Annotated in this window: 19 protein-coding genes and 1 pseudogene; 15 read left to right on the top strand and 5 right to left on the bottom strand. The window is 56.2% G+C overall.

Annotated elements, in window-relative coordinates; genetic code table 11:
• Nucleotides 1-4: 4 nt before the first annotated feature.
• Nucleotides 5-925, top strand: a complete 921-nt coding sequence (locus tag ACYZT2_RS01260; protein WP_461969450.1) for a LysR substrate-binding domain-containing protein — start codon at nt 5-7, stop codon at nt 923-925.
• Between the two features lie 32 nt (nt 926-957).
• Here ACYZT2_RS01260 and ACYZT2_RS01255 read toward each other — a convergent pair.
• Nucleotides 958-1240, bottom strand: a pseudogene (locus ACYZT2_RS01255) (IS5/IS1182 family transposase); the annotation flags it as partial.
• 115 nt (nt 1241-1355) lie between these two features.
• Here ACYZT2_RS01255 and ACYZT2_RS01250 point away from each other — a divergent pair.
• From ACYZT2_RS01250 to ACYZT2_RS01235, 4 genes are all read left to right on the top strand, one after another.
• Nucleotides 1356-1730 (top strand): HDOD domain-containing protein, encoded by a 375-nt coding sequence (locus ACYZT2_RS01250; RefSeq protein ID WP_461969448.1) that lies wholly within the window; start codon nt 1356-1358, stop codon nt 1728-1730.
• An 11-nt stretch (nt 1731-1741) separates the two neighbouring features.
• Complete coding sequence (locus tag ACYZT2_RS01245; RefSeq protein WP_461969446.1) at nt 1742-1960, top strand: hypothetical protein; 219 nt, start codon at nt 1742-1744, stop codon at nt 1958-1960.
• An 88-nt stretch (nt 1961-2048) separates the two neighbouring features.
• Nucleotides 2049-6599: a PAS domain-containing hybrid sensor histidine kinase/response regulator gene (locus ACYZT2_RS01240; protein ID WP_461969444.1), complete on the top strand. Its 4551-nt coding sequence runs from the start codon at nt 2049-2051 to the stop codon at nt 6597-6599.
• On the top strand, nt 6599-7546 hold the full coding sequence (locus tag ACYZT2_RS01235; RefSeq protein WP_461969442.1) for a diguanylate cyclase: 948 nt from the start codon (nt 6599-6601) through the stop codon (nt 7544-7546). Before ACYZT2_RS01240 ends, ACYZT2_RS01235 begins: the two co-directional genes overlap by 1 nt.
• Before the next feature lie 331 nt (nt 7547-7877).
• Here the strand turns inward: ACYZT2_RS01235 and gyrB are convergent, their stop codons facing one another.
• Genes gyrB through dnaA form a run of 4 tightly spaced genes read right to left on the bottom strand, consistent with a single transcriptional unit; the run spans nt 7878 to nt 14088 of the window.
• Nucleotides 7878-10295, bottom strand: a complete 2418-nt coding sequence (gene gyrB, locus ACYZT2_RS01230) for a DNA topoisomerase (ATP-hydrolyzing) subunit B (RefSeq protein ID WP_461969440.1) — start codon at nt 10293-10295, stop codon at nt 7878-7880.
• A gap of 5 nt (nt 10296-10300) precedes the next feature.
• The gene (gene recF / locus ACYZT2_RS01225; RefSeq protein ID WP_461969438.1) at nt 10301-11404 is read right to left on the bottom strand and encodes a DNA replication/repair protein RecF; all 1104 of its coding nucleotides are present in this window, start codon (nt 11402-11404) and stop codon (nt 10301-10303) included.
• Between the two features lie 20 nt (nt 11405-11424).
• Nucleotides 11425-12528: a DNA polymerase III subunit beta gene (gene dnaN, locus ACYZT2_RS01220; RefSeq protein WP_461969436.1), complete on the bottom strand. Its 1104-nt coding sequence runs from the start codon at nt 12526-12528 to the stop codon at nt 11425-11427.
• Between the two features lie 39 nt (nt 12529-12567).
• Nucleotides 12568-14088 (bottom strand): chromosomal replication initiator protein DnaA, encoded by a 1521-nt coding sequence (gene dnaA / locus ACYZT2_RS01215; RefSeq protein ID WP_461969434.1) that lies wholly within the window; start codon nt 14086-14088, stop codon nt 12568-12570.
• A 567-nt stretch (nt 14089-14655) separates the two neighbouring features.
• Between dnaA and rpmH the strand changes: the two genes are divergently transcribed.
• The 10 genes from rpmH to ACYZT2_RS01165 all read left to right on the top strand — a co-directional run bounded on the left by rpmH (nt 14656) and on the right by ACYZT2_RS01165 (nt 23927).
• Nucleotides 14656-14790: a 50S ribosomal protein L34 gene (rpmH, locus tag ACYZT2_RS01210; RefSeq protein WP_003213577.1), complete on the top strand. Its 135-nt coding sequence runs from the start codon at nt 14656-14658 to the stop codon at nt 14788-14790.
• A 16-nt stretch (nt 14791-14806) separates the two neighbouring features.
• Complete coding sequence (rnpA, locus tag ACYZT2_RS01205) at nt 14807-15208, top strand: ribonuclease P protein component (RefSeq protein WP_038983561.1); 402 nt, start codon at nt 14807-14809, stop codon at nt 15206-15208.
• Nucleotides 15201-15446 carry a membrane protein insertion efficiency factor YidD gene (gene yidD, locus ACYZT2_RS01200; RefSeq protein ID WP_052966011.1) on the top strand — a complete coding sequence of 82 codons (246 nt, stop codon included), beginning with the start codon at nt 15201-15203 and terminating at the stop codon, nt 15444-15446. Before rnpA ends, yidD begins: the two co-directional genes overlap by 8 nt.
• 2 nt (nt 15447-15448) lie before the next feature.
• Complete coding sequence (gene yidC / locus ACYZT2_RS01195; RefSeq protein ID WP_461969431.1) at nt 15449-17137, top strand: membrane protein insertase YidC; 1689 nt, start codon at nt 15449-15451, stop codon at nt 17135-17137.
• Between the two features lie 79 nt (nt 17138-17216).
• Nucleotides 17217-18587 (top strand): tRNA uridine-5-carboxymethylaminomethyl(34) synthesis GTPase MnmE, encoded by a 1371-nt coding sequence (mnmE, locus tag ACYZT2_RS01190; RefSeq protein ID WP_461969429.1) that lies wholly within the window; start codon nt 17217-17219, stop codon nt 18585-18587.
• Between the two features lie 552 nt (nt 18588-19139).
• Nucleotides 19140-21032 carry a tRNA uridine-5-carboxymethylaminomethyl(34) synthesis enzyme MnmG gene (gene mnmG / locus ACYZT2_RS01185; protein ID WP_008007892.1) on the top strand — a complete coding sequence of 631 codons (1893 nt, stop codon included), beginning with the start codon at nt 19140-19142 and terminating at the stop codon, nt 21030-21032.
• Nucleotides 21029-21673, top strand: coding sequence for a 16S rRNA (guanine(527)-N(7))-methyltransferase RsmG (gene rsmG, locus ACYZT2_RS01180; protein WP_461969426.1), 645 nt, complete (start codon nt 21029-21031; stop codon nt 21671-21673). The genes mnmG and rsmG overlap by 4 nt, the downstream gene beginning before the upstream one ends.
• Nucleotides 21674-21691: 18 nt before the next feature.
• Nucleotides 21692-22489 carry a ParA family protein gene (locus ACYZT2_RS01175; protein WP_460144013.1) on the top strand — a complete coding sequence of 266 codons (798 nt, stop codon included), beginning with the start codon at nt 21692-21694 and terminating at the stop codon, nt 22487-22489.
• Nucleotides 22490-22498: 9 nt separating this feature from the next.
• On the top strand, nt 22499-23371 hold the full coding sequence (locus ACYZT2_RS01170; protein WP_461969424.1) for a ParB/RepB/Spo0J family partition protein: 873 nt from the start codon (nt 22499-22501) through the stop codon (nt 23369-23371).
• Nucleotides 23372-23519: 148 nt separating this feature from the next.
• Entirely contained in the window at nt 23520-23927 is a 408-nt protein-coding gene (locus tag ACYZT2_RS01165; RefSeq protein ID WP_007903021.1) for a F0F1 ATP synthase subunit I, read from the top strand.
• Nucleotides 23928-23937 lie beyond the last annotated feature (10 nt).

Raw genomic sequence — 23937 nt, 5'->3', positions numbered from 1 at the left:
CGTCATGGACTTGCGATTGCTGCGGTATTTCATGGCCCTTGCTGAAGAGCTGCACTTTGGCCGGGCTGCCACGCGTTTGCACATTTGCCAACCGCCGCTGAGCCAGCAGATTCGTCTGCTGGAAGAGGAACTAGGTACACCGCTGTTCGAGCGCAGTCATCACCGGGTCGAGCTGACGGCGGCCGGACAGATGCTCAAGGAACAGGCGCCGCTAGTGTTCGAACAACTGAACCGCGCGCTGGACCTGACTCGTCAGACCGGTCGTGGTCAGTTGGGCGAGCTGGAAATCGGCATGATCAGTTCGGTGATGGTTGGCGTGCTGCCGCGGGCCTTACACCTCTTCCGCGAGCGCTATCCTCAGGTGTCCTGGCGGCTGCATGAAATGACGCCGGCGGCACAGGTCATGGCGTTGAAGGAGAAACGCATCGATGCCTGTGTGTTCCGGGTCGGCTATGACGATCCGCAGTTGCGCAATGAACTGCTGATCTACGAGCCGATTCGCGTGGTCATGCCTGTCGATCATCCTTTGGCTCGATGCGAAAGCCTGGCGCCGGCGGACTTGGCACAGGAGCCTTTTGTGGCGCTGGAACTCAAGCAGTCGCGATTTGCTGATTTTCTCTATCAGTGCTGCATCAAGGCCGGTTTTACCCCACAAATCCGCCAACAGGTGATCGAGGTTCAAACCTTGCTCAGCCTGGTGCAAGCCGGTTTCGGTGTGGCGTTATTGCCAGCATCCATCGAACAGCTGGCGCCAGCCGGGCTGGTGTTCCGCCGCCTGACCCCAGCGTTACCGGAAGTGCCGTTGTACGCCACTTACCGCGCAGACGATGACTCGCCGGTGCTCAAACTGTTTCTTGATACGTTGCGCGAACGAGTTCTCGAAGAACGCCAGCAACCCCTTCTCAATTCCATAACGCGGATTTGATTTATTGTGAATATCGACATTGCCGTCAAAAAGACGCTGGAGAAAAGCCAAATCAATGCCTCGCCAGCCGGACAAATGTATTCATTTTTTGAAGCGTCGTAGATGAAGGCATCATTGTTGAAACGCCCGACGGCTTGGCGGCTAAGGTCATTGGCTTGGGCACATAGGCGGTGATATTAGCGTCGTGACCGGCCAGGATTTCCTCGCTTTCGAAGTAACCGCGGTCAGCCACTACCGACAGCATTTCTGACGCCATCGCCTCGCGGGCCTGCTTGGCCATTGGGTGAGCTGATCGCGGTCGGAACGCGCTGAAGTCCTCAGAAATCATAGCAATGGTTCGCGAAGGTGTTTATACGTTATTGATGAAAACCTGATCGACTATCTCAGCGGATTATCCACCCATGAACTGGACCTGCCGTTACTCGCTCAGGTGAAGGAAAATCTCCAGTGTGGATTTGGGGGAGAGCAGCTGGATATTCGCGAATTGGTCCAGGATTGGCAGCATGATCCGGCGCTGTGCGCTCATCTGATTGGGGCAGCCAACAGCGCGGCTTATCACGGAGTGGGCCAACCCTGCACCAGTTTGATCGATGCTATTAAACGATTGGGCGGGCTTACCAGTGTGAATCTGGCGTTGAGCCAGGCCCTGCGACAGACCAATACCCAAACCAAAGGGGTGGTGATGGCCTGCATGCAGTCTTATCTGGACGATGCCGAGGGCCTGGCTGAACAGGTTGTTTTGCTGCTCGACGATGCAAGCTGGATCCGACGCCACTACAGAGTGCTGCGTTGCGGCACCGAATAGGCGAGCTTTGTGTGCTTTATCAGATCCAGAAGTGGGAGCGCCGGGGGCATAGGGGGGATGAAAAAGTGCTCACCCATGCCCTGCGTGATTTCGCCGCCCCCTTTGCCATCAAGTTGAAAGCCTCCTGGGGACTCCCTCAAGCACTGCGTGAGTTGATAGGCGTGATCTATGAGTTACCTCCCATGCAGATAACCGCGAACAAGTGGTCATGCGCCTTGGGGCTGCTATGAATAATGGAGAGTCTGAAGCGGACTTCGAAAGACTTCAACGAGTTCTAACTTTAATATTGAAGGCTTGAAGGTCTTCTGCAATGGGACAATGCGGGTGAGAAAACATAAATTTTTTGCATTGAGCTGGGGAGTAGCTATCACTCTGGTGGTGGGGTTAGGGGTAAGCATCCTGGGTGGCTGGATCCTCGAACGCATCAACGAGCAGCAGGCTCAAGACGCGATCGCCGCGGCCACCGAGGAAGCCGCAGAGTTGGTTTTAACTCGCCTCGATCTTTACCAATACGGATTGCGTGGCGCTCGTGGAGCGGTGCTGACAGCGGGTGAACATGGCATCAGTCGCGACGTTTTTGACCAATATCACCAAACGCGCGACCTTGCTGCCGAGTTCCCCGGCGCAAGTGCTTTGGGCTTTATCAGGCGAGTATCGGAGCGCGATGAACGCGAGTTTCTCAAATACGCTCGGGCCGATGGCAAAGCCGATTTCTCCATTCGTCAATTCTCACCCCATTCAGGTGAGCGTTACGTTGTCCAGTATGTCGAACCGGCTGAGGGTAACCAGGCTGCAATTGGCTTGGACATAGCGTCGGAAACAGCGCGGCGAGAGGCTGCCCAATCCTCGATACAAAGCGGGATGGCACGGATTACCGGCCCCATCACTCTGCTGCAGAGCACCGCGAAACCGCAGCAGTCTTTCCTGGTGTTGATGCCCATCTTTCGCGGCGGAGAGACTCCGGCGACCGCTGTTGACCGAGAGACAGCAGCGTTTGGCTGGAGCTATGTCGTGTTGCAGACAGAGCAGGTACTTCAGGGCCTGCGCATAGAAAATGAAGCGGTGCATCTGCGGCTGAGGGATATCACCGTCCCAGGGCAAGAGAAGCTGTTTTATGAAAGCACCGACGATTCGGCCAGCCGTGAAACGCTGATGACCCATCAGTTGGAGCGCGAGGTGTACGGGAGGCGATGGCAAATCGAACTCGGCGCGCACCCGTTGTTCATCCAGCGCCTGCATCAGGTTTCACCAACAGTCGTCCTGTTGATGGGTGGTCTGCTCACTCTTCTACTGGCTACTCTGGCGGGTGTCGTGAGTGTCAGTCGTCAACGCCGGCGGCAGATATTGGCCGAACAGGCAAGGCTGGCAGCCATCGTCGAAAGCTCGGCCGATGGCATTATTGGACAAACACCCGATGGCATCGTCACCAACTGGAACAAAGGTGCCGAGCACCTTTTTGGCTATACCGCCGAGGAGGCTGTGGGCCAGACGCTGGTCAGTCTGGTTATTCCTGAGGAGTTTGTAGCTGAGGAAGCCCATATCCTTGCGCGCATAAGGACCGGGGAGAGTATCACTGGCTTTGATACCCAGCGCCGCCGTAAGGATGGCCGGCTGATCGATACCTCCACCAGCATCTCACCCATTTATGGAGAGGGTGGTCGCGTCATTGGAGTCTCCAAGACGCTAAGGGATATCTCGGCGAAAAAAGTAGCGGAGGCCCGAATTCTTGAACTCAATTCAAACCTAGAGGAGCAGGTTGCGCAGCGAACTTCCGAGTTGCGGCGTCTCAACCTATTGTTAGGCAGCGTGCTGCGCTCGGCCACTGAGGTTTCGATCATTGCGACGGATCTCGAAGGCGTTATCCGTGTGTTCAACAAAGGTGCCGAGCATTTGTTGGGCTATCACGCCGATGAGTTGCTGGGGCAGCACACACCTGAATCGATACATGTGCCAGAGGAACTCGCTGCTCGTAGCGTTGAACTGAGTGAGGAGTACGCTCAGACAATCGATGGTTTCCGTGTGTTTACCCATAAACCTGAGCTTGAAGGTGCAGAAACCCGGGAGTGGACTTACATACGTAAGGACGGCTCGCGGTTTCCTGTCACGCTGGTGGTCACCTCGATGCGTGATGACGACGGGAAATTGAGCGGCTACCTGGGCATCGCGGTGGACATCACCGAACGTAAAGCGGCGGAGAGGGAGCTGGCTGCGAGCCTGGAGACGACACAGAAACAACGTAGCGAACTGATGGCGATTCATGATCAGTTGCTGATGGCTGCTGAAGTAGCCGAACTGGGCGTCTGGTCCTGGACGTTGGCGGACAATGCCTTGCAGTGGAATGATCGCATGTTCGAGTTCTACGGTCAGCCACTGACGTTGCGCAATAATGGTCTGGGTTATCAGCATTGGTATTCGCGTATTCACCCCGACGATGCAGTGGCAGCAGCTGAAAAGCTGAGTGCCGCAGTCGAGGGGAGTGGTGTGTACGACACCATTTTCCGTGTCGTTCGCCCGGACGGCCAGATCCGCTTCATACAGGCAGGCGCGCAGGTCGAACGTAGTCCGAGCGGTGCGGCTTTGCGTGTGACGGGTATCAATCGGGACATAACCTCCCAGCGCGAGTTGGAGTCACATCTGCTGTACGCCAAGGAACAGGCCGATACCGCGAGTGCGGCCAAGTCTGCCTTCTTGGCCAACATGAGCCACGAAATACGCACGCCGATGAACGCCGTGCTGGGCATGTTGCAGTTAGTGCAGAACACTGACCTGAATAGTCGTCAACTCGACTATGTGACAAAAGCACAGTCCGCTGCGAAATCACTGCTGGGCTTGCTCAATGACATCCTTGATTACTCCAAGATTGAAGCCGGCAAGCTACAACTCGATGTGCACCCATTCGAACTCGAATCGCTCATGCGTGACCTCTCCGTTGTGCTGGCGGGCAACCAGGGTCAGAAAGAAGTCGAGGTCATGTTCGACCTGGACTCCAATCTACCCAACGACCTGATAGGCGATAGCTTGCGGCTGCTACAGGTGCTGATCAACCTGGCGGGTAACGCCCTCAAGTTCACCCTGGAAGGCCAGATCGTGGTCAGCGTCGAGCAATTGGTGCGCACGAAAAACTCTGTGAGATTGCGCATCGCCGTTTCTGACACCGGTATCGGAATCAGCCCGGAGCAACTTCAACGCATTTTTGAAGGATTCACTCAGGCCGAGGCTTCAACCACCCGCCGCTTTGGTGGCACCGGCCTGGGCTTGGTGATCTGTAAGCGGTTGGTCAGCTTGATGGGCGGTGAACTTCAGGTGGAGAGCCAGCAGGGTATGGGAAGTCGCTTCTGGTTCGATATCACCCTGGATGTAGCGCCGAATTCGCTGCTGAGTTTTGACAGCCCTGGAGTCGATGTGTCCATACGGATACTGGTAGTCGACGACAACGCCATGGCGGGTGAATTGCTGTTGCGAACCGTTCATGCATTAGGGTGGGAGGCCGACCACGTGAGTGGTGGCACGCAAGCAGTGGAATGGGTGAAAAACGCCCAAGCGAGAGGCGAAGCCTACGACGTGGTACTGATGGACTGGCGGATGTCCGATATGGATGGGCTGAGCGCTGCGCAATTGATCCATCAGCAGGGCAACGGCGTACCTCCTCCACTGGTCATTATGATTACCGCTTACGGCCGTGAAGTGTTGGCCGACGCAAGCGAGATGGGAGACGCTCCCTTCGTGGGCTTTCTCACCAAGCCTGTCACTCCCAAGCAGTTAGTTGACGCTGTTCAGCGAGCACTCAACGGCAAAGGCCTTGCGCAGTCACTCCCGTCCAAGTCAGCTATTGACAGGCCGCAGCGCCTGGCCGGGCTGCGGCTATTGGTGGTGGAAGACAACATGCTTAATCGACAGGTTGCCGATGAGTTACTGACAGGGGAAGGCGCTCGAGTGACGCTTGCTGAAGGTGGGCTGGAAGGGGTGAGCAGGGTGATGGCTGAGAGTGTGCCCTTCGACGTCGTGTTGATGGATATCCAGATGCCGGATATTGATGGCTTGGAGGCGACCCGCCGCATTCGATCGAATCCACGCTTTGCATCGCTGCCGATTGTGGCGATGACCGCGAATGCGTCCAATACCGACCGTGAGGCCTGTCTTGCTGCGGGGATGAATGAGCATGTCGGCAAGCCCATAGATCTGGAACAACTCGTGGCAACATTGCTTTTTCAAGTGGGCCTTGAGGATCGCCAGGCATCTCCAGGCTCTGGCCAAACCAATACAGGAGAAGGCGTGATCGAGTCGCGTGCATCGATCATTAGTCGCTTTGGTGGCGACTTCGATTTGATCCGCAACGTGCTGCGTAACTTTGGCCCCGAGCTAGAAAAACTGCTTGGCCGGTTGCACGATCAGATCCAGCGGCGAGACGCATCGGGGGCAGCTTTCGTGCTCCATTCCATTAAAGGTAGCAGCGGCACCATGGGTGCCAAGACGATGTCGCTACTGGCCGGCGATCTGGAGCAAAAACTACAATCCGCAGATGCAGGGTCTGTAGCGCGCATCTTTGCTGACGCAACATGGTTTGATGAGTTGAGCAGATTACTGCAACAAAGCCTTGAGCAGATGAATGTCTACTTTGGTCAGAGCCCAAGCGCAAAGGTCTGTGTTGACTCCGAATTGATGGCGCTCACGCAATGGCGAGAATCCCTTGAGGAGATTTTGCTGTTGCTGGAAGCGGGCAACCTTCAAGCCATAGAGCTGGCAGACGCATTGGCGTCAAAAACGCCGCAATCCCTGCGCCCACAGTTCGACGAACTGGTTGTCATGGTGCAGTCGCTAGACTTTTCCGCTGCGATGCCGATTGGTCGTGAACTGTTGAGATCTGCCTGATGGAACAATCGATGCAAACCTGGTTACCACATCCCCATAACCGTCCCAAACTCCTCATTGTCGACGACCAACCGATTAATATCCGGGTACTCCATGAGTTGTTTCGTGAGGACTGTGATGTGTTCATGGCGACCAGCGGTGAGCAGGCGATCACGGTATGCCAGACCCAACTACCCGATCTGATTCTGCTGGACGTGGTTATGGAGGGCGTGGACGGGCATGAAGTATGCCGTCGACTCAAGGCTGACCCTGCGACCCAGGACATCCCCATCATCTTCATCACCGCACAGCAGCAGGAGTCGGATGAGGTACTAGGCCTGGAACTTGGCGCGGTGGACTTCATCAGCAAGCCCATCAATCCAATCATTGTTAGAGCCCGTGTGCGAACACACCTGACCCTGAAACTACAGAACGATCTGCTGCGTTCCATGGCATTAATGGATGGCCTTACTGGAGTGGCTAATCGACGCAAATTCGATGAGGACATATTGGCGGATTGGCGCCAGTGCTTTCGAGAGCAAAAGCCGCTGTCGCTCATCATGGTGGATGTTGACTTTTTCAAACGCTACAACGACCAATATGGGCACCAGGCTGGAGATGGCTGCTTGAAATCTGTTGCCCAAGCGTTGTCTGAAACGGTTAGGCGCCCCTACGACCTGGTCGCTCGGTATGGTGGCGAAGAGTTTGCCTGCATTCTACCCAATACAGGTCTTTGCGGAGCGGTCCAACTTGCAGAAAAAATGCAAGAGCATATCCGGGCGCTGGGTATCGAGCATTCTGCATCTGATGTAGCTCGTGTGGTAACTCTTTCTCTAGGCGTCGCCACATTGACGCCCACTGACGACCATGAATTCCACACGTTGATAGAGGCTGCGGACAAGCAACTCTATGAAGCGAAAAAAGCTGGTAGGGCCCGGGTATGTTCATCTGCAATGTCGTCCAGTTAAGGGGTTTTCCCTTTGCTGACCGCTCTCGCGTAAAGCTGCTAGTTCTGTCAAAGCGCTGCAATCGGCTTTAGGTTCCTGGCATGACCATTATCAATGGTGCCAAAAGGTGTTGGTCGAATCTGACCTGCGCCCACTGGAAAAGATTTGGCAGAACTGTGCAGCAACCGCGCTCAAACTAGCAGAGACCCAACTGGTTGACATTGCAGAAGGGCAGGACCAAATTCCGAGCTCATAAAAAAGGCCAATTCAGAGAATTGGCCTTTTTTATGCTTGAGTCCGTCGATTCATCTATTTGGGAAAATGATCAACTATTTTGTGAACCTACACCGGATCAGAAGTCCAGGTTGGAAACCGCCAAGGCGTTGCTTTCGATGAAGTCACGACGAGGTTCGACCGCATCACCCATCAGGGTGTTGAAGATCTGGTCTGCGCCAATGGCGTCTTCGATGGTCACTTTGAGCATCCGACGCTGGCTTGGGTCCATGGTGGTTTCCCACAGCTGATCCGGGTTCATTTCGCCCAGCCCCTTGTATCGCTGGATGGTGTGACGCTTGGTGCTTTCAGCCATCAGCCATTCAAGTGCTTCCTTGAATTCGGTGACCGGCTTCTTGCGCTCGCCGCGCTGGATGTACGCGCCGTCGTCCAGCAAGGTGCTCAATTGAGCGCCCAACGACACAACAGTCTTGTAATCGTTACTGCCGAAGAAATCGCGATTGAAGGTGATGTAGTTCGACAGGCCGTGGGAGATCAGTTCGACCTCTGGCAGCCAGACGTTGCGTTCACGGTCTTCACGCAGGCTGGCTTTGTAAACCAGGCCGGATTTCTCGACGGTGCGCAGGCGAACTTCGAACTGAGCCATCCAATCCTGCATCGCTGCGTGATCCGACAGTTGCTCCATGCTCACCGCTGGCAGGTAGATGAAGTGCTCGGTCAGTTCCTGCGGGTACAGGCGCGACAGACGCTTGAGGGTCTTCATTACCAGACGGAAGTCATTCACCAGACGCTCAAGCGCTTCGCCGGAGATACCCGGGGCTTCTTCGTTCAGGTGCAGGCTCGCATCTTCCAGGGCCGACTGCGTCATGTACTCTTCCATGGCGTCGTCGTCTTTGATGTATTGCTCTTGCTTGCCTTTCTTGACCTTGTACAGCGGCGGCTGAGCGATGTAGATGTAACCGCGCTCGATCAACTCCGGCAACTGACGGAAGAAGAAGGTCAGCAACAGGGTACGGATGTGCGAACCGTCGACGTCAGCATCGGTCATGATGATGATGTTGTGATAACGCAGCTTGTCGATGTTGTACTCGTCGCGGCCAATGCCGCAGCCCAGCGCGGTGATCAAGGTGCCCACTTCTTGCGAAGAGATCATCTTGTCGAAGCGTGCCTTCTCGACGTTCAGGATCTTGCCCTTGAGCGGCAGGATGGCCTGAGTGCGACGGTTGCGTCCCTGCTTGGCGGAGCCGCCAGCAGAGTCACCTTCCACGAGGTACAGTTCGGAGAGGGCAGGGTCTTTTTCCTGACAGTCAGCCAGTTTGCCCGGCAGGCCGGCGATGTCCAGCGCGCCTTTACGGCGGGTCATCTCACGAGCCTTACGTGCCGCTTCACGCGCACGCGCCGCGTCGATCATCTTGCCGACGACCAGTTTGGCTTCGTTCGGGTTCTCCAGCAGGAAGTCAGAGAAGTACTTGCCCATTTCCTGTTCGACCGCGGTCTTCACTTCGGAGGACACCAGCTTGTCTTTGGTCTGGGAGCTGAACTTCGGATCCGGCACTTTTACCGAAATGATCGCGGTCAGGCCTTCACGGGCATCGTCACCAGTGGTGGCAACTTTGTGCTTCTTCGCCAGACCTTCAGCTTCGATGTAGGTGTTCAGGTTACGCGTCAGTGCGGAACGGAAACCCACCAGGTGAGTACCGCCATCGCGCTGTGGAATGTTGTTGGTGAAGCACAACAGGTTCTCGTTGAAGCTGTCGTTCCACTGGAGGGCGATTTCAACGCCGATGCCGTCTTCACGCTGGATATTGAAGTGGAACACCTGGTTGACCGGAGTCTTGTTGGTGTTCAGGTATTCAACGAACGCACGCAGACCACCTTCGTATTTGAACAACTCTTCCTTGCCGCTACGCTCATCCTTGAGGACGATGCCGACACCGGAGTTGAGGAAGGACAGCTCACGAATCCGCTTGGCCAGGATGTCCCAGCTGAAGTGGATGTTCTTGAAAGTCAGATCGGACGGTTTGAAGTGAATCTGGGTGCCGGTGGTTTCGCTCTCGCCAACGATTTTCATCGGCTCTTTCGGAACACCGTGGATGTAGGTCTGTTCCCAGATCTTGCCACTGCGGCGCACCGTCAGAACAAGCTCCTCGGACAGGGCGTTCACAACCGAAACGCCTACACCGTGCAGGCCGCCGGATACTTTGTAGGAGTTGTCGTCGAACTTGCCGCCGGCGTGCAGCACGGTCATGATGACCTCGGCTGCCGAGACGCCTTCTTCTTTGTGCACGTCTACCGGGATGCCACGACCGTTGTCGCGAACGGTGATGGATTCGTCCGGGTGGATGATGATGCTGATGTCGTCGCAATGGCCGGCCAAAGCTTCGTCGATCGAGTTATCGACCACCTCGAACACCATGTGGTGCAGACCACTGCCATCGTCGGTGTCACCAATGTACATACCGGGACGTTTGCGTACGGCATCCAGGCCTTTCAGCACTTTAATGCTCGTTGAGTCGTACGTATTTTCTTCGCTCAATGCCTTCACTCCCGATGGTCGTGGGTCTGGGTGATACGGCCCTGTTCCACGTGGAACAGAGCGACTGGCGTTTCCGTCTGCCAGCCTTCCCTCAATAATTCGTGATCTACACAGGTGATAAAAACCTGGCAGCGTAAGTCTTCCAGCAAGCGGCAAAGCGCGCGACGGTGGTGCTCATCCAGTTCGGACGGCAGGTCATCCACCAGATAAATACACTGGCCGCGACGGGCCTGGCTAACCAAGTGCCCTTGGGCGATCCGCAATGCGCAGACCACTAACTTCTGCTGACCGCGAGACAAGATGTCCGCGGCGTTATGTGCGCCCAATCTAAGACGCAAATCAGCGCGTTGTGGTCCGGCCTGGGTATGACCCATTTGCTGATCCCGCTGAAGGGATCCGGCGAGCACTGCACTCAATTCCCGGTCTTTGTCCCAGCCTCGGTAATAGCTGAGCGTTAAGCCCTCAAGCTCAACCAGTTCGCTCAAGGTCTGTTCAAAGACTGGTTTCAAGGCTTTGATGTAAGCGCGGCGGTATTCATCTATTTCAGCGCTGGCCTGGCACAGTTCCCTGTCCCAAACCGCTTGCGAAACGGCGTCAAGTGTACCATGTCGCAGCCAAGAGTTTCGCTGGCGCAAGGCCTTCTGCAAGCGCTGCCACGTGGACATGAATCGGGGTTCCACGTGGAACACACCCCAGTCGAGAAACTGTCGGCGAATCTTCGGCGCACCTTCCAGCAGGCGGAAACTGTCCGGGTTGATCAGCTGCAGCGGCAGGATCTCTGCCAGTTGCGCTGCGCTTCGGGCGTTCTGACCGTCGATGCGAATTTGGAACTCACCCTGGCGGTCGCGAGATATCCCCAACGCGCTGTGCCCACCCTCAGCCAATTCGACCTGGCCAAATACCGTGCACGCCAATTGCTCGTATTGAATGACGGGTAACAGACGGCTGCTACGAAACGAACGGGCAAGCCCCAGCAGATAAATGGCTTCCAGAACACTGGTTTTGCCGCTGCCGTTGGCGCCGTAAAGAATGTTGATTCGGGGGGAGGGGGAGAAGGTCACCGGGTGCAAATTGCGCACCGCGGTGACCGAGACGCGACTTAAGGACATCTAGGTTCTGCTGAACATGATTACAGACGCATCGGCATGACAACGTAGGCCGAGTCGTCGTTGTCGGACTCTTGCACCAGCGCACTGCTGTTGGAGTCGGACAGGATCAAGCGAACCTGCTCGGTGGTCATCACGCCCAGTACGTCGAGCAGATAGCTCACGTTGAAGCCGATTTCCAGAGAACCGCCGTTGTACTCAACACCCACTTCTTCCTCCGCTTCCTCCTGCTCCGGGTTGTTTGCCTGGATCTTCAGCTGACCATTGGCCAGTTGTAGACGGATGCCACGGTACTTCTCGTTGGACAGAATCGCGGTACGGCTGAACGCTTCACGCAGTGCCTGGCGATCGCCGAGTACCAGCTTGTCGCCGCCTTTAGGCAGAACACGCTCGTAGTCAGGGAATTTGCCGTCGACCAGTTTCGAGGTGAAGGTGAACTCGCCAGTGGTGGCGCGGATGTGATGCTGGCCCAGCACGATGCTGACGTTGCCGTCGGGTTCGGTCAGCAGACGCGCCAGTTCCAGAATACCTTTGCGCGGCACTATCACCTGATGACGGTCCGGCTGACCGATATCGGCCTGCATCGAACACATGGCCAGACGGTGACCGTCGGTGGCTACGGCGCGAATGATCCCGGCCGAAACTTCCAGCAGCATGCCGTTGAGGTAGTAACGAACGTCCTGCTGCGCCATGGCGAAGCTGGTGCGCTCGATCAAACGACGCAGTTTGCTTTGCTCAAGGCTGCAGGTCAGCGAGCCTGGGCCTTCTTCCACCGTCGGGAAGTCAGTGGCCGGCAGGGTCGACAGGGTGAAGCGGCTACGGCCGGCCTTCACCACGAGCTTCTGCTCGTCGACCTTGATGTCGATCAGCGCATCGTTCGGCAAGCTCTTGCAGATGTCCATCAACTTGCGCGCAGGCACAGTGATGGAACCTGGATCGGCAGGCTCTTCGAGTTGTACACGACCGACCAGCTCGACTTCCAGGTCGGTACCGGTCAGCGACAGTTGCTGGCCTTCGACAACCAGCAGCACGTTGGAGAGCACCGGCAAGGTCTGTCGGCGCTCGACGACGCCTGCGACTAGTTGCAGGGGTTTCAACAGGGCTTCGCGTTGAATGGTGAAATGCATGGTCTAGTCCCTTGCCTTAATAAGCTGCGCTGGTGTTCATCAAGTGGTCAGTGTACGCAGCAGGTTCTTGTAGTCCTCGCGGATGTCCGCGTCGGATTCCTTAAGTTCGTTGATCTTGCGGCAGGCGTGCAAAACAGTCGTGTGGTCCCGGCCGCCAAACACATCGCCGATTTCCGGCAGGCTGTGGTTAGTCAACTCTTTGGACAACGCCATTGCAACCTGACGCGGACGTGCTACCGAGCGTGAACGACGCTTGGACAGCAGGTCGGAGATCTTGATCTTGTAGTACTCGGCGACCGTGCGCTGAATGTTATCCACAGAGACCAGTTTGTCTTGCAGCGCCAACAAGTCTTTCAGGGATTCGCGAATCAGCTCGATGGTGATGTCGCGGCCCATGAAGTGCGAGTGGGCGATCACGCGTTTCAGCGCGCCTTCCAACTCACGGACGTTGGAGCGAATACGCTGGGCAATGAAGAACGCCGCGTCATGGGGCAGATCGACTTTGGCCTGGTCGGCCTTTTTCATCAGGATCGCCACGCGGGTTTCCAGCTCCGGCGGCTCGACGGCTACCGTCAGGCCCCAGCCGAAGCGGGATTTTAGGCGCTCTTCAAGGCCTTCGATTTCTTTCGGGTAGCGGTCACTGGTGAGAATGACCTGCTGGCCACCTTCAAGCAGGGCGTTGAAGGTGTGGAAAAACTCTTCCTGGGAACGTTCTTTACGGGCGAAGAACTGAATGTCATCGATCAGCAACGCATCCACCGAACGGTAGAAGCGCTTGAATTCGTTGATGGCGTTCAGCTGCAGGGCCTTGACCATGTCGGCCACGAACCGCTCCGAATGCAGGTAAACGACCTTGGCATTCGGATTCTTCTTTAATAGGTGGTTACCCACAGCGTGCATCAAGTGGGTTTTACCCAAGCCGACACCGCCATAAAGGAAGAGCGGGTTGTAACCGTGCTTGGGATTGTCCGCCACCTGCCAGGCCGCAGCCCGGGCCAGTTGGTTGGACTTGCCTTCGACGAAGTTCTCGAAGGTAAAGGTGCGGTTCAGGTAGCTGGTGTGCTTGAGCCCGCCTTCGACCTGCACCGTGCGCTGTTCGGAACGAACCGGGGCCTGTTGAGAACTGGCGCCGGCCATTGGATCGAAGCTGTCGCGGGACGGCTCTTCACTGACTTCAGCAACCTTTTGTGTCGCACGTTTGGTCGATGCAGCTGCCGGGGCCGGCGCCGGAGCGCTGACAGGCGCTTGAGCGGCCTGAGCCTGGGACGCCGCGGCGGCCAATGGGGCATTAGGTGCCGCACGCGGTGCCGAACTGCGTTTGCTGCCTATTAATAAGGAAAGCGCCGGCGCCAGGCCATTGCCATGCTCATCCAGCAGTTCAAGGACGCGACCCAGGTACTTTTCATTGACCCAGTCGAGAACAAAACGGTTCGGCGCGTAGACACGCAGCTCGTCGCCTTCGGCTTCGACCTGTAGTGGACGGATCCAAGTGTTGAATTGTTGGGCAGGCAGCTCATCGCGCAAAAGCTCTACGCACTGCTGCCAAAGTTCCACTGACACGGATATCCCCTAAGTTGAAAGCCGGTGAGGCAAAAACAAGCGGTCATTGTAGCGACCAGTCGTCCACTTATCCACATGCAGGTTGCGCACAGGACATGATTTATCAATGCGTTAACCCTCGAAAAAAAGACCAACGGTATGTGCATAAGCTCTGTGGATAACCGCCCATGAGGGCACTGGACAAGTGGGGGCAAAACTCGGTGGATAACCTGCCTGTGGATAACTGGCCTTTCCACACACAGCTTATCCGACAGCGCAGCACAGGCTGACCACCGTTTTCCACCGTAGTTGTCATTCTCTGTACACCACGGTTTAGAAGGGCTAAAGGTAGTTATCCACAGATGAACGCGTCCCTAGCTTTTATAAGCTTTACAGAAAAGCTTTAAATAATTCCCTTCTTTATTTCTATATCTAGCGAACGACCTTCGACGAGCAAATCGTCTGGAGATCTATTTATAAGGAAACGCTGGTTGGAAATTGACCTAGAGGCTTGCTTTCTCTAGAATCCCCGGTCTCTTAAAACGGGGGCCATTCCGGCCCGTTGTGGACGAACCAGGTAACACGACAATGAAACGTACTTTCCAACCAAGCACTATCAAACGCGCTCGTACCCACGGTTTCCGTGCTCGCATGGCTACCAAGAACGGTCGTGCCGTCCTGTCGCGTCGTCGCGCCAAAGGTCGTGCGCGTCTGGCAGTTTGATAATCCGGCACTGGAGGTGAGTCAGGACTTCAGTCGGGAAAAGCGTCTGCTTACTCCCCGGCATTTCAAGGCAGTCTTTGACTCCCCTACCGGCAAGGTTCCGGGGAAAAATCTCCTGCTCCTTGCGCGCAATAACGATCTTGATCACCCCCGTCTCGGGTTGGTTATCGGGAAAAAGAGCGTAAAGCTCTCCGTCGAGCGCAATCGCCTCAAACGTCTGATGCGCGAATCGTTTCGCCTGAACCAGGATTTACTGGTCGGTTGGGACATTGTTATCGTCGCGCGCAAAGGTTTGGGTGACGTAGAAAGCCCCGAATTGATTCAGCATTTCGACAAACTCTGGAAACGTCTGGCACGCAGCAAGCCGGTACCAGCAGTCAAAACCGAAACTGTAGGGGTAGACAGTCCCGATGCGTAAACTGGCACTCGTTCCGATCCAGTTTTATCGCTATGCCATCAGTCCCCTGATGGCCAGTCACTGTCGTTTCTACCCCAGTTGTTCCTGCTACGCGTATGAAGCCATAGAAAATCATGGCCTTCTGCGCGGTGGCTGGCTGACCTTTCGTCGTTTAGGTCGCTGTCATCCGTGGAATCCCGGTGGTTATGACCCGGTTCCATCTATCCCTACCTCCCGTTCTTCTTCGATGGCCGAGTAATCATGGATATCAAACGCACGATCCTGATCGTCGCCCTGGCAATCGTGTCCTACGTTATGGTCCTTAAATGGAACCAGGACTATGGCCAGGCTGCCCTGCCGACTCAGAATGTTGCTTCCAGTACTACCGCACCGGGCCTACCGGATTCGGCGACTGGCAATAATGCTTCTGTCAGTGACGACATTCCACGCGCCGCAAGCGATACCAGTGCAACTGCACCTGCTGAAACACCAGTAGCTGCAAGCAAAGACCTCATCCAGATCAAAACGGATGTGCTCAACCTGGCAATCGATCCACAAGGTGGTGATGTTGCCCAGTTGACGTTGCCGCTGTATCCACGTCGCCAGGATCATCCGGAAATTCCATTCCAGCTGTTTGATAACGGCAACGAGCGGACTTATCTGGCTCAGAGTGGCCTGATCGGCACCAACGGTCCGGACGCAAGTCCTGCCGGTCGTCCGGTTTACTCCTCCGAGAAGAAGATTTATCAACTGGCTGACGGTCAAGACCAATTGGTCGCGGACCTGAAGTTCAGCAAGGACGGCGTCAACTACATCAAACGTTTCACGCTGAAACGTGGCCTGTATGACGTAACCGTTTCCTACCTGATCGATAACCAGAGCGCTCAGCCCTGGTCCGGTGCAATGTTCGCGCAATTGAAGCGTGACGCCAGCTCCGATCCTTCTTCCAGCACTGCCACCGGCACCGCGACTTACCTGGGCGCCGCCCTGTGGACAAGTAACGAGCCGTACAAGAAAGTGTCGATGAGCGACATGGACAAGGCTCAGCTGAAAGAAACCGTCACCGGTGGTTGGGTTGCCTGGTTGCAGCACTACTTCGTGACTGCATGGATTCCGGTCAAGGGCGAAAACAACATCGTCCAGACCCGTAAAGACAGTAAAGGCAACTACATCATCGGCTACACCGCCCCGGCAATGACTGTCGCGCCAGGTGCAAAAGCCGAAACCAGCGCCGTTCTGTACGCCGGTCCGAAAAGCCAGGCTGTGCTGAAAGAGTTGTCCCCAGGTCTGGAATTGACCGTCGACTACGGCATTCTGTGGTTCATTGCCCAGCCAATATTCTGGTTGCTGCAACATATCCACGCGCTGGTCGGTAACTGGGGCTGGTCGATCATCTTTCTGACCATGCTGATCAAGGGGATTTTCTTCCCGCTGTCGGCTGCCAGCTACAAATCCATGGCGCGCATGCGTGCAGTGGCACCGAAACTGGCCGCGCTGAAAGAGCAACATGGCGACGACCGGCAGAAAATGTCGCAAGCCATGATGGAGCTGTACAAGAAAGAGAAGATCAATCCACTGGGTGGCTGCTTGCCAATCCTGGTGCAGATGCCGGTTTTCCTTTCGCTGTACTGGGTTCTGCTGGAAAGCGTGGAAATGCGCCAGGCGCCGTTCATGCTGTGGATTACTGACCTGTCGATCAAGGATCCGTTCTTCATTCTGCCGATCATCATGGGCGTAACCATGTTCATCCAGCAGCAGTTGAACCCGACTCCTCCGGATCCGATGCAGGCGAAGGTCATGAAAATGATGCCAATCATCTTCACCTTCTTCTTCTTGTGGTTCCCTGCAGGTCTGGTGCTGTATTGGGTTGTGAACAACGTTTTGTCGATCGCCCAACAGTGGTACATCACGCGTAAGATCGAAGCGGCTACCAAAAAAGCCGAGGCGTAACTTACTCTGTGGATAACCACTCAAAACGCCCCCTAGTGGGGCGTTTTGCTATCTGTCACTTTTGTCTGGATACCGGTTTATGAGCGCTCCTCGTGAAACCATCGCTGCCGTCGCCACCGCTCAAGGTCGCGGCGGTGTGGGCATCGTCCGTATTTCCGGGCCGCTGGCGAGTCTGGCGGCCAAAGCCATCAGCGGTCGCGAACTGAAACCGCGGTTTGCCCATTACGGCCCGTTCCTCAGTGCAAACGAAGAGGTGCTGGACGAAGGCATCGCCTTATATTTCCCGGGACCGAACTCGTTTACCGGCGAAGATGTGCTCGAACTGCAGGGCCATGGCGGGCCAATCGTTCTGGATATGCTGCTCAAGCGTTGCCTGGAACTGGGCTGTCGTCTGGCCCGGCCGGGTGAATTCAGCGAGCGCGCCTTCCTCAACGACAAGCTCGATCTGGCTCAGGCCGAAGCCATTGCCGACTTGATCGAGGCAAGTTCTGCACAGGCGGCACGAAATGCCCTGCGTTCGTTGCAGGGTGCGTTTTCCCAGCGTGTGCATAACCTCACCGAGCAACTGATAGGCCTGCGCATTTATGTCGAAGCAGCCATCGACTTCCCCGAAGAAGAAATCGACTTCCTCGCCGATGGCCATGTCCTGAGCATGCTCGACAAAGTGCGCGATGAATTATCCACAGTGCTGCGTGAAGCCGGGCAAGGGGCCTTGCTCCGGGACGGTATGACCGTGGTCATCGCCGGCCGGCCGAATGCCGGCAAGTCCAGCCTGCTGAACGCCTTGGCCGGACGTGAAGCCGCGATCGTGACCGAGATTGCCGGCACTACCCGGGACATTCTTCGCGAACATATCCACATTGATGGCATGCCGTTGCACGTGGTCGACACTGCCGGCCTGCGCGATACCGATGATCAGGTGGAAAAAATTGGCGTCGAACGGGCGTTGAAAGCCATCGGCGAGGCCGATCGGGTATTACTGGTGGTCGATGCCACAGCTCCCGAGGCCCTTGATCCCTTTGCCTTGTGGCCTGAATTCCTCGAAACCCGTCCGGATCCAGCAAAAGTTACGCTGATCCGTAACAAGGCTGACCTGACGGGCGAAGCGATTGCCCTGGAAGTCAGCAACGATGGCCACGTTACTATCAGCCTCAGTGCGAGGTCTGCCGGCGAAGGCCTGGAATTGCTGCGTGAGCACCTCAAGGCCTGCATGGGTTACGAACAGACTTCCGAAAGCAGCTTCAGTGCTCGCAGGCGCCACCTGGAGGCACTGCGTCATGCGAGTGCATCCCTCGAGCATGGCCGTGCGCAGCTGACGTTAGCGGGTGCCGGTGAACTGCTGGCCGAAGATTTGCGGCAGGCACAGCAGTCTTTAGGCGAAATCACCGGCGCATTCAGCTCCGATGATCTGCTGGGAAGGATCTTTTCCAGCTTCTGTATCGGTAAATAGTCCCTTTCGCTGTCCACAGACAGGCCATTCGGGCCTGTCTGCTCTCTCCTTTTCTGAAATTTTTTCCCCAGTGCCGAGCAGATTCTTCGCTTGAGCGGATTTCCCTTGCCCGGGATTTGCTCATTCGACGGCTTTTCTGTGGATTAAGCCCTGTGAATAAGTGCCGCTAAGGGCAGTTGATAACAAGGCCTGAAAACTGAAGATAACCCGCTCTGTGGATAACCATCCCTTTCATCCACAGGCTTAAACCGGTTATCCAAGGGCCTCGTTGGCACATGACCACAGGGTTTTGAATCTCTGTACATATTGAATATAAAGGGCTGTATCAATCTATCCACAGAAAGGTGGCTCAGTAGAAATAAACATAAAAACAAAGATTTAATAAATTTCTCTCTTTTTAATTTCTATAACCTCGACTTCTCCACAGCTGGTTAAATTTTGTGCAAAGGGTTCTTTAGGAAGGGCGAAGTCCCTATACTTGCCGACCAGGTCCAAAAACCTGAGCTCAAACTATTTCCGGATTACCTGACTGAAGCAGGCACGAGGTGCGTGGTGGATTTCCCTTCCCGTTTTGAAGTGATCGTCATCGGCGGCGGTCATGCCGGTACCGAGGCAGCACTGGCGTCAGCACGTATGGGGGCAAAAACCCTGTTGCTGACGCATAACGTGGAAACCCTCGGTGCCATGAGTTGCAACCCCGCCATTGGCGGGATCGGCAAAAGCCATTTGGTTAAAGAAATCGATGCCCTGGGCGGCGCGATGGCCATGGCTACCGATAAAGGCGGTATTCAGTTTCGCGTATTGAACAGCCGCAAAGGCCCCGCCGTGCGTGCAACCCGCGCTCAGGCAGATCGGGTTCTGTACAAGGCCGCTGTCCGCGAAGCTCTGGAAAACCAGCCGAACCTGTGGATATTTCAACAAGCCGCCGACGACCTGATAGTCGAGCAGGAACAAGTGCGCGGTGTTGTCACCCAAATGGGCCTGCGTTTCTTCGCAGATTCCGTGGTGTTGACCACCGGTACCTTCCTCGGTGGACTTATCCACATCGGCATGCAGAATTATTCCGGCGGTCGCGCCGGTGATCCGCCGTCAATTGCGCTGGCTCATCGCCTGCGTGAACTGCCATTGCGGGTCGGTCGCCTGAAAACCGGTACACCGCCGCGTATCGACGGTCGCACTGTGGATTTTTCGGTGATGACCGAGCAGGCAGGGGATACGCCGATTCCGGTGATGTCGTTCATGGGCTCCAAAGAGCAGCATCCGAAACAGGTCAGCTGCTGGATTACCCACACCAACGCCCGTACCCACGAAATCATTGCTTCGAACCTTGATCGTTCGCCGATGTATTCCGGCGTGATCGAAGGCATCGGCCCGCGTTATTGCCCATCGATCGAAGACAAGATCCACCGCTTTGCCGACAAGGAAAGCCACCAGGTCTTCATCGAGCCGGAAGGTCTGACCACCCACGAGCTGTACCCGAACGGGATATCCACTTCCTTGCCGTTCGACGTGCAACTGCAGATCGTGCAATCGATCCGCGGCATGGAAAACGCGCACATCGTTCGCCCGGGCTACGCTATCGAGTACGACTACTTCGACCCGCGTGACCTGAAATACAGCCTGGAAACCAAAGTGATCGGCGGTCTGTTCTTCGCCGGGCAAATCAACGGCACCACTGGGTACGAAGAAGCCGGCGCCCAGGGTTTGCTGGCCGGAGCCAACGCCGCACTGCGTGCTCAGGGCAAAGATGCCTGGTGCCCGCGTCGCGACGAGGCGTACATCGGCGTTTTGGTCGACGACCTGATTACCCTGGGTACCCAGGAACCGTATCGGATGTTCACGTCCCGCGCCGAATACCGTTTGATCCTGCGCGAAGACAACGCAGACCTGCGTTTGACCGAAAAAGGTCGCGAATTGGGTCTGGTGGATGACGTGCGTTGGGCAGCGTTCTGCAAGAAACGCGAAAGCATCGATCTGGAAGAGCAACGCCTGAAAAGTACCTGGGTTCGTCCGGGCACCGAGCAGGGCGATGCGATTTCCGAGAAGTTCGGTACACCGCTGACCCACGAATACAATTTGCTCAACCTGCTGAGCCGTCCGGAAATCGACTACGCTGGTCTGATCGCCGTGACCGGTGGGGGCGCAGAAGATCCACAGGTCGCCGAACAGGTCGAAATCAAAACCAAATATGCCGGCTACATCGATCGTCAACAAGATGAGATCGCGCGCTTGCGGGCCAGCGAAGACACCAAACTGCCTGTGGATATCGATTACACGAACATCTCCGGTCTCTCGAAAGAGATCCAGAGCAAGCTCGGCGCGACCCGTCCAGAGACCCTGGGCCAGGCGTCGCGTATTCCGGGCGTGACCCCGGCAGCGATTTCGCTGTTGATGATTCATTTGAAAAAACGCGGCGCGGGCCGTCAGTTGGAGCAAAGCGCTTGAGTTCGTTGGTCACCTCGCAACACGCCGAAGAGTTATCCACAGGTGCTCGCCAGCTCGGTGTCAACCTGACGGAAGCCCAGCATGCACAGCTGCTGGGTTATCTGGCCCTGTTGATAAAATGGAACAAGGCCTACAACCTCACGGCAGTGCGTGATCCGGACGAAATGGTTTCACGGCATTTGCTCGACAGCCTGAGCGTTATGTCCTTCATCGAAAACGGCCGTTGGCTGGATGTGGGCAGTGGCGGCGGCATGCCGGGGATTCCCCTGGCGATCCTGTTTCCCGAGTCGCAAGTGACCTGCCTGGACAGCAACGGCAAGAAAACCCGCTTCCTGACCCAAGTCAGACTCGAACTCAAACTGGATAACCTGCAAGTTATCCACAGTCGCGTTGAAGCCTTCCAGCCTGAACTGCCATTCAACGGGATCATTTCCCGTGCGTTCAGCAGCATGGAGAACTTCAGCAACTGGACTCGCCATTTGGGCGACACCCAAACACGTTGGCTGGCAATGAAGGGCGTTCATCCCGCTGATGAGCTGGTAGCATTGCCGGCAGACTTCCACCTCGATAGCGAACACGCCCTGGCCGTACCCGGTTGCCAAGGCCAACGCCATCTGCTGATACTGCGCCGCACGGCATGATTGGGAACACAAGCAAGAATGGCTAAGGTATTCGCGATAGCGAACCAAAAGGGTGGTGTGGGCAAGACCACCACCTGCATCAACCTCGCAGCTTCCCTGGTCGCTACCAAGCGTCGGGTGCTGTTGATCGATCTCGATCCACAGGGCAACGCCACCATGGGTAGCGGTGTGGATAAACACGGCCTGGAAAACTCGGTCTACGACCTGCTGATCGGTGAATGCGATCTAGCCCAGGCCATGCACTATTCCGAGCACGGCGGTTATCAGTTGCTGCCGGCCAACCGCGACCTGACCGCGGCCGAAGTCGTTCTGCTGGAAATGCAGATGAAGGAAAGTCGGCTGCGCAGTGCGTTGGCACCGATCCGTGAAAACTACGATTACATTTTGATCGATTGCCCACCGTCGCTTTCGATGTTGACGCTCAACGCGCTGGTTGCCGCCGATGGGGTAATTATCCCCATGCAGTGCGAGTACTTCGCGCTCGAAGGGTTGAGCGACCTTGTGGATAACATCAAGCGCATTGCCGAACTGCTGAACCCGAACCTGAAAGTCGAAGGCCTGTTGCGGACCATGTACGACCCGCGCCTGAGCCTGATGAACGACGTATCGGCGCAGCTCAAGGAACACTTCGGCGAACAGCTCTACGACACCGTGATTCCGCGCAACATCCGTCTGGCCGAAGCGCCAAGCTATGGCATGCCGGCGCTGGCCTACGACAAATCATCGCGGGGCGCGATTGCTTATCTGGCATTGGCGGGCGAGATGGTTCGCCGTCAGCGCAAAAACTCACGCATCGCCGCTGCTCAGGCAACTTAAGGAATCCCCATGGCCGTCAAGAAACGAGGTCTCGGACGTGGACTGGATGCACTGCTGAGTGGTCCGACTGTCAGCTCGCTGGAAGAGCAAGCGGTACAAGCCGATCAGCGTGAGCTGCAGCACCTGCCCCTGGACCTGATCCAGCGTGGCAAGTACCAGCCGCGTCGGGACATGGATCCTCAAGCACTGGAAGAGCTGGCGCAGTCGATCAAGGCCCAGGGCGTGATGCAGCCGATCGTGGTTCGCCCGATCGGCAGCGGGCGCTTCGAAATCATCGCCGGCGAACGCCGCTGGCGTGCCAGCCAGCAGGCTGGCCAGGAAACCATCCCGGCGATGGTTCGCGATGTGCCGGATGAAACCGCCATCGCCATGGCGCTGATCGAGAACATCCAGCGCGAAGACCTCAATCCGATCGAAGAAGCGGTGGCCTTGCAGCGTTTGCAGCAGGAATTCAAGCTGACGCAGCAACAAGTGGCCGAGGCTGTGGGTAAGTCCCGCGTCACCGTCGCCAACCTGTTGCGTCTGATTGCGCTGCCGGAAGTCATCAAAACCATGCTGTCTCACGGCGACCTGGAAATGGGTCATGCCCGTGCCTTGCTCGGTTTGCCGGAAAATCAACAAGTTGAAGGGGCGCGACACGTTGTCGCACGGGGGCTGACTGTGCGCCAGACTGAAGCACTGGTTCGCCAGTGGTTGAGTGGCAAACCGGAGCCTGTGGAACCGGCAAAACCGGACCCGGATATCGCCCGACTGGAGCAGCGCCTGGCCGAGCGCCTAGGCTCTGCGGTGCAGATCCGCCACGGAAAGAAGGGTAAGGGGCAGTTGGTGATTGGCTATAACTCTCTTGATGAGCTTCAAGGTGTACTCGCACACATCCGCTGAAACAATTCCTCATGTAGCGTGAAGTCGGAAATCACTACCTGACAGTTGAATAGGGGCAGAACCGCCCCTATACTCTGCGCGCATTTTGTCGGCACAAATTATGCCAGGTTATTGAATTCTGGCAGCCGACCATTGGGGAGCAAAAGAGATGGAAAACCGCACGCCAGACCGCTTGCCGTTCCATCGCCTGGCAGTTTTTCCGGTGTTAATGGCTCAATTTGTCGTTTTGCTGATCGCCGCTTTGGCGCTCTGGCAATGGCATGGAGTCGTTGCCGGGTACTCAGGACTCTGCGGAGGCCTGATAGCCTTACTTCCCAATATTTATTTCGCTCACAGGGCATTTCGGTTTTCCGGCGCCCGAGCAGCTCAAGCCATCGTCCGGTCTTTTTATGCCGGCGAGGCGGGCAAACTGATTTTGACGGCAGTGCTGTTTGCATTGACGTTTGCAGGTGTGAAGCCATTGGCGCCGTTAGCAGTATTCGGCGTCTTCGTGCTGACCCAACTGGTTAGCTGGTTCGCTCCCCTGCTAATGAGAACAAGACTTTCGAGACCTTAGGGCGTTTGAG

It is taken from the genome of Pseudomonas sp. MDT1-85, assembly GCF_054898065.1.
This window is presented reverse-complemented; position numbering and strand designations above follow the sequence as displayed.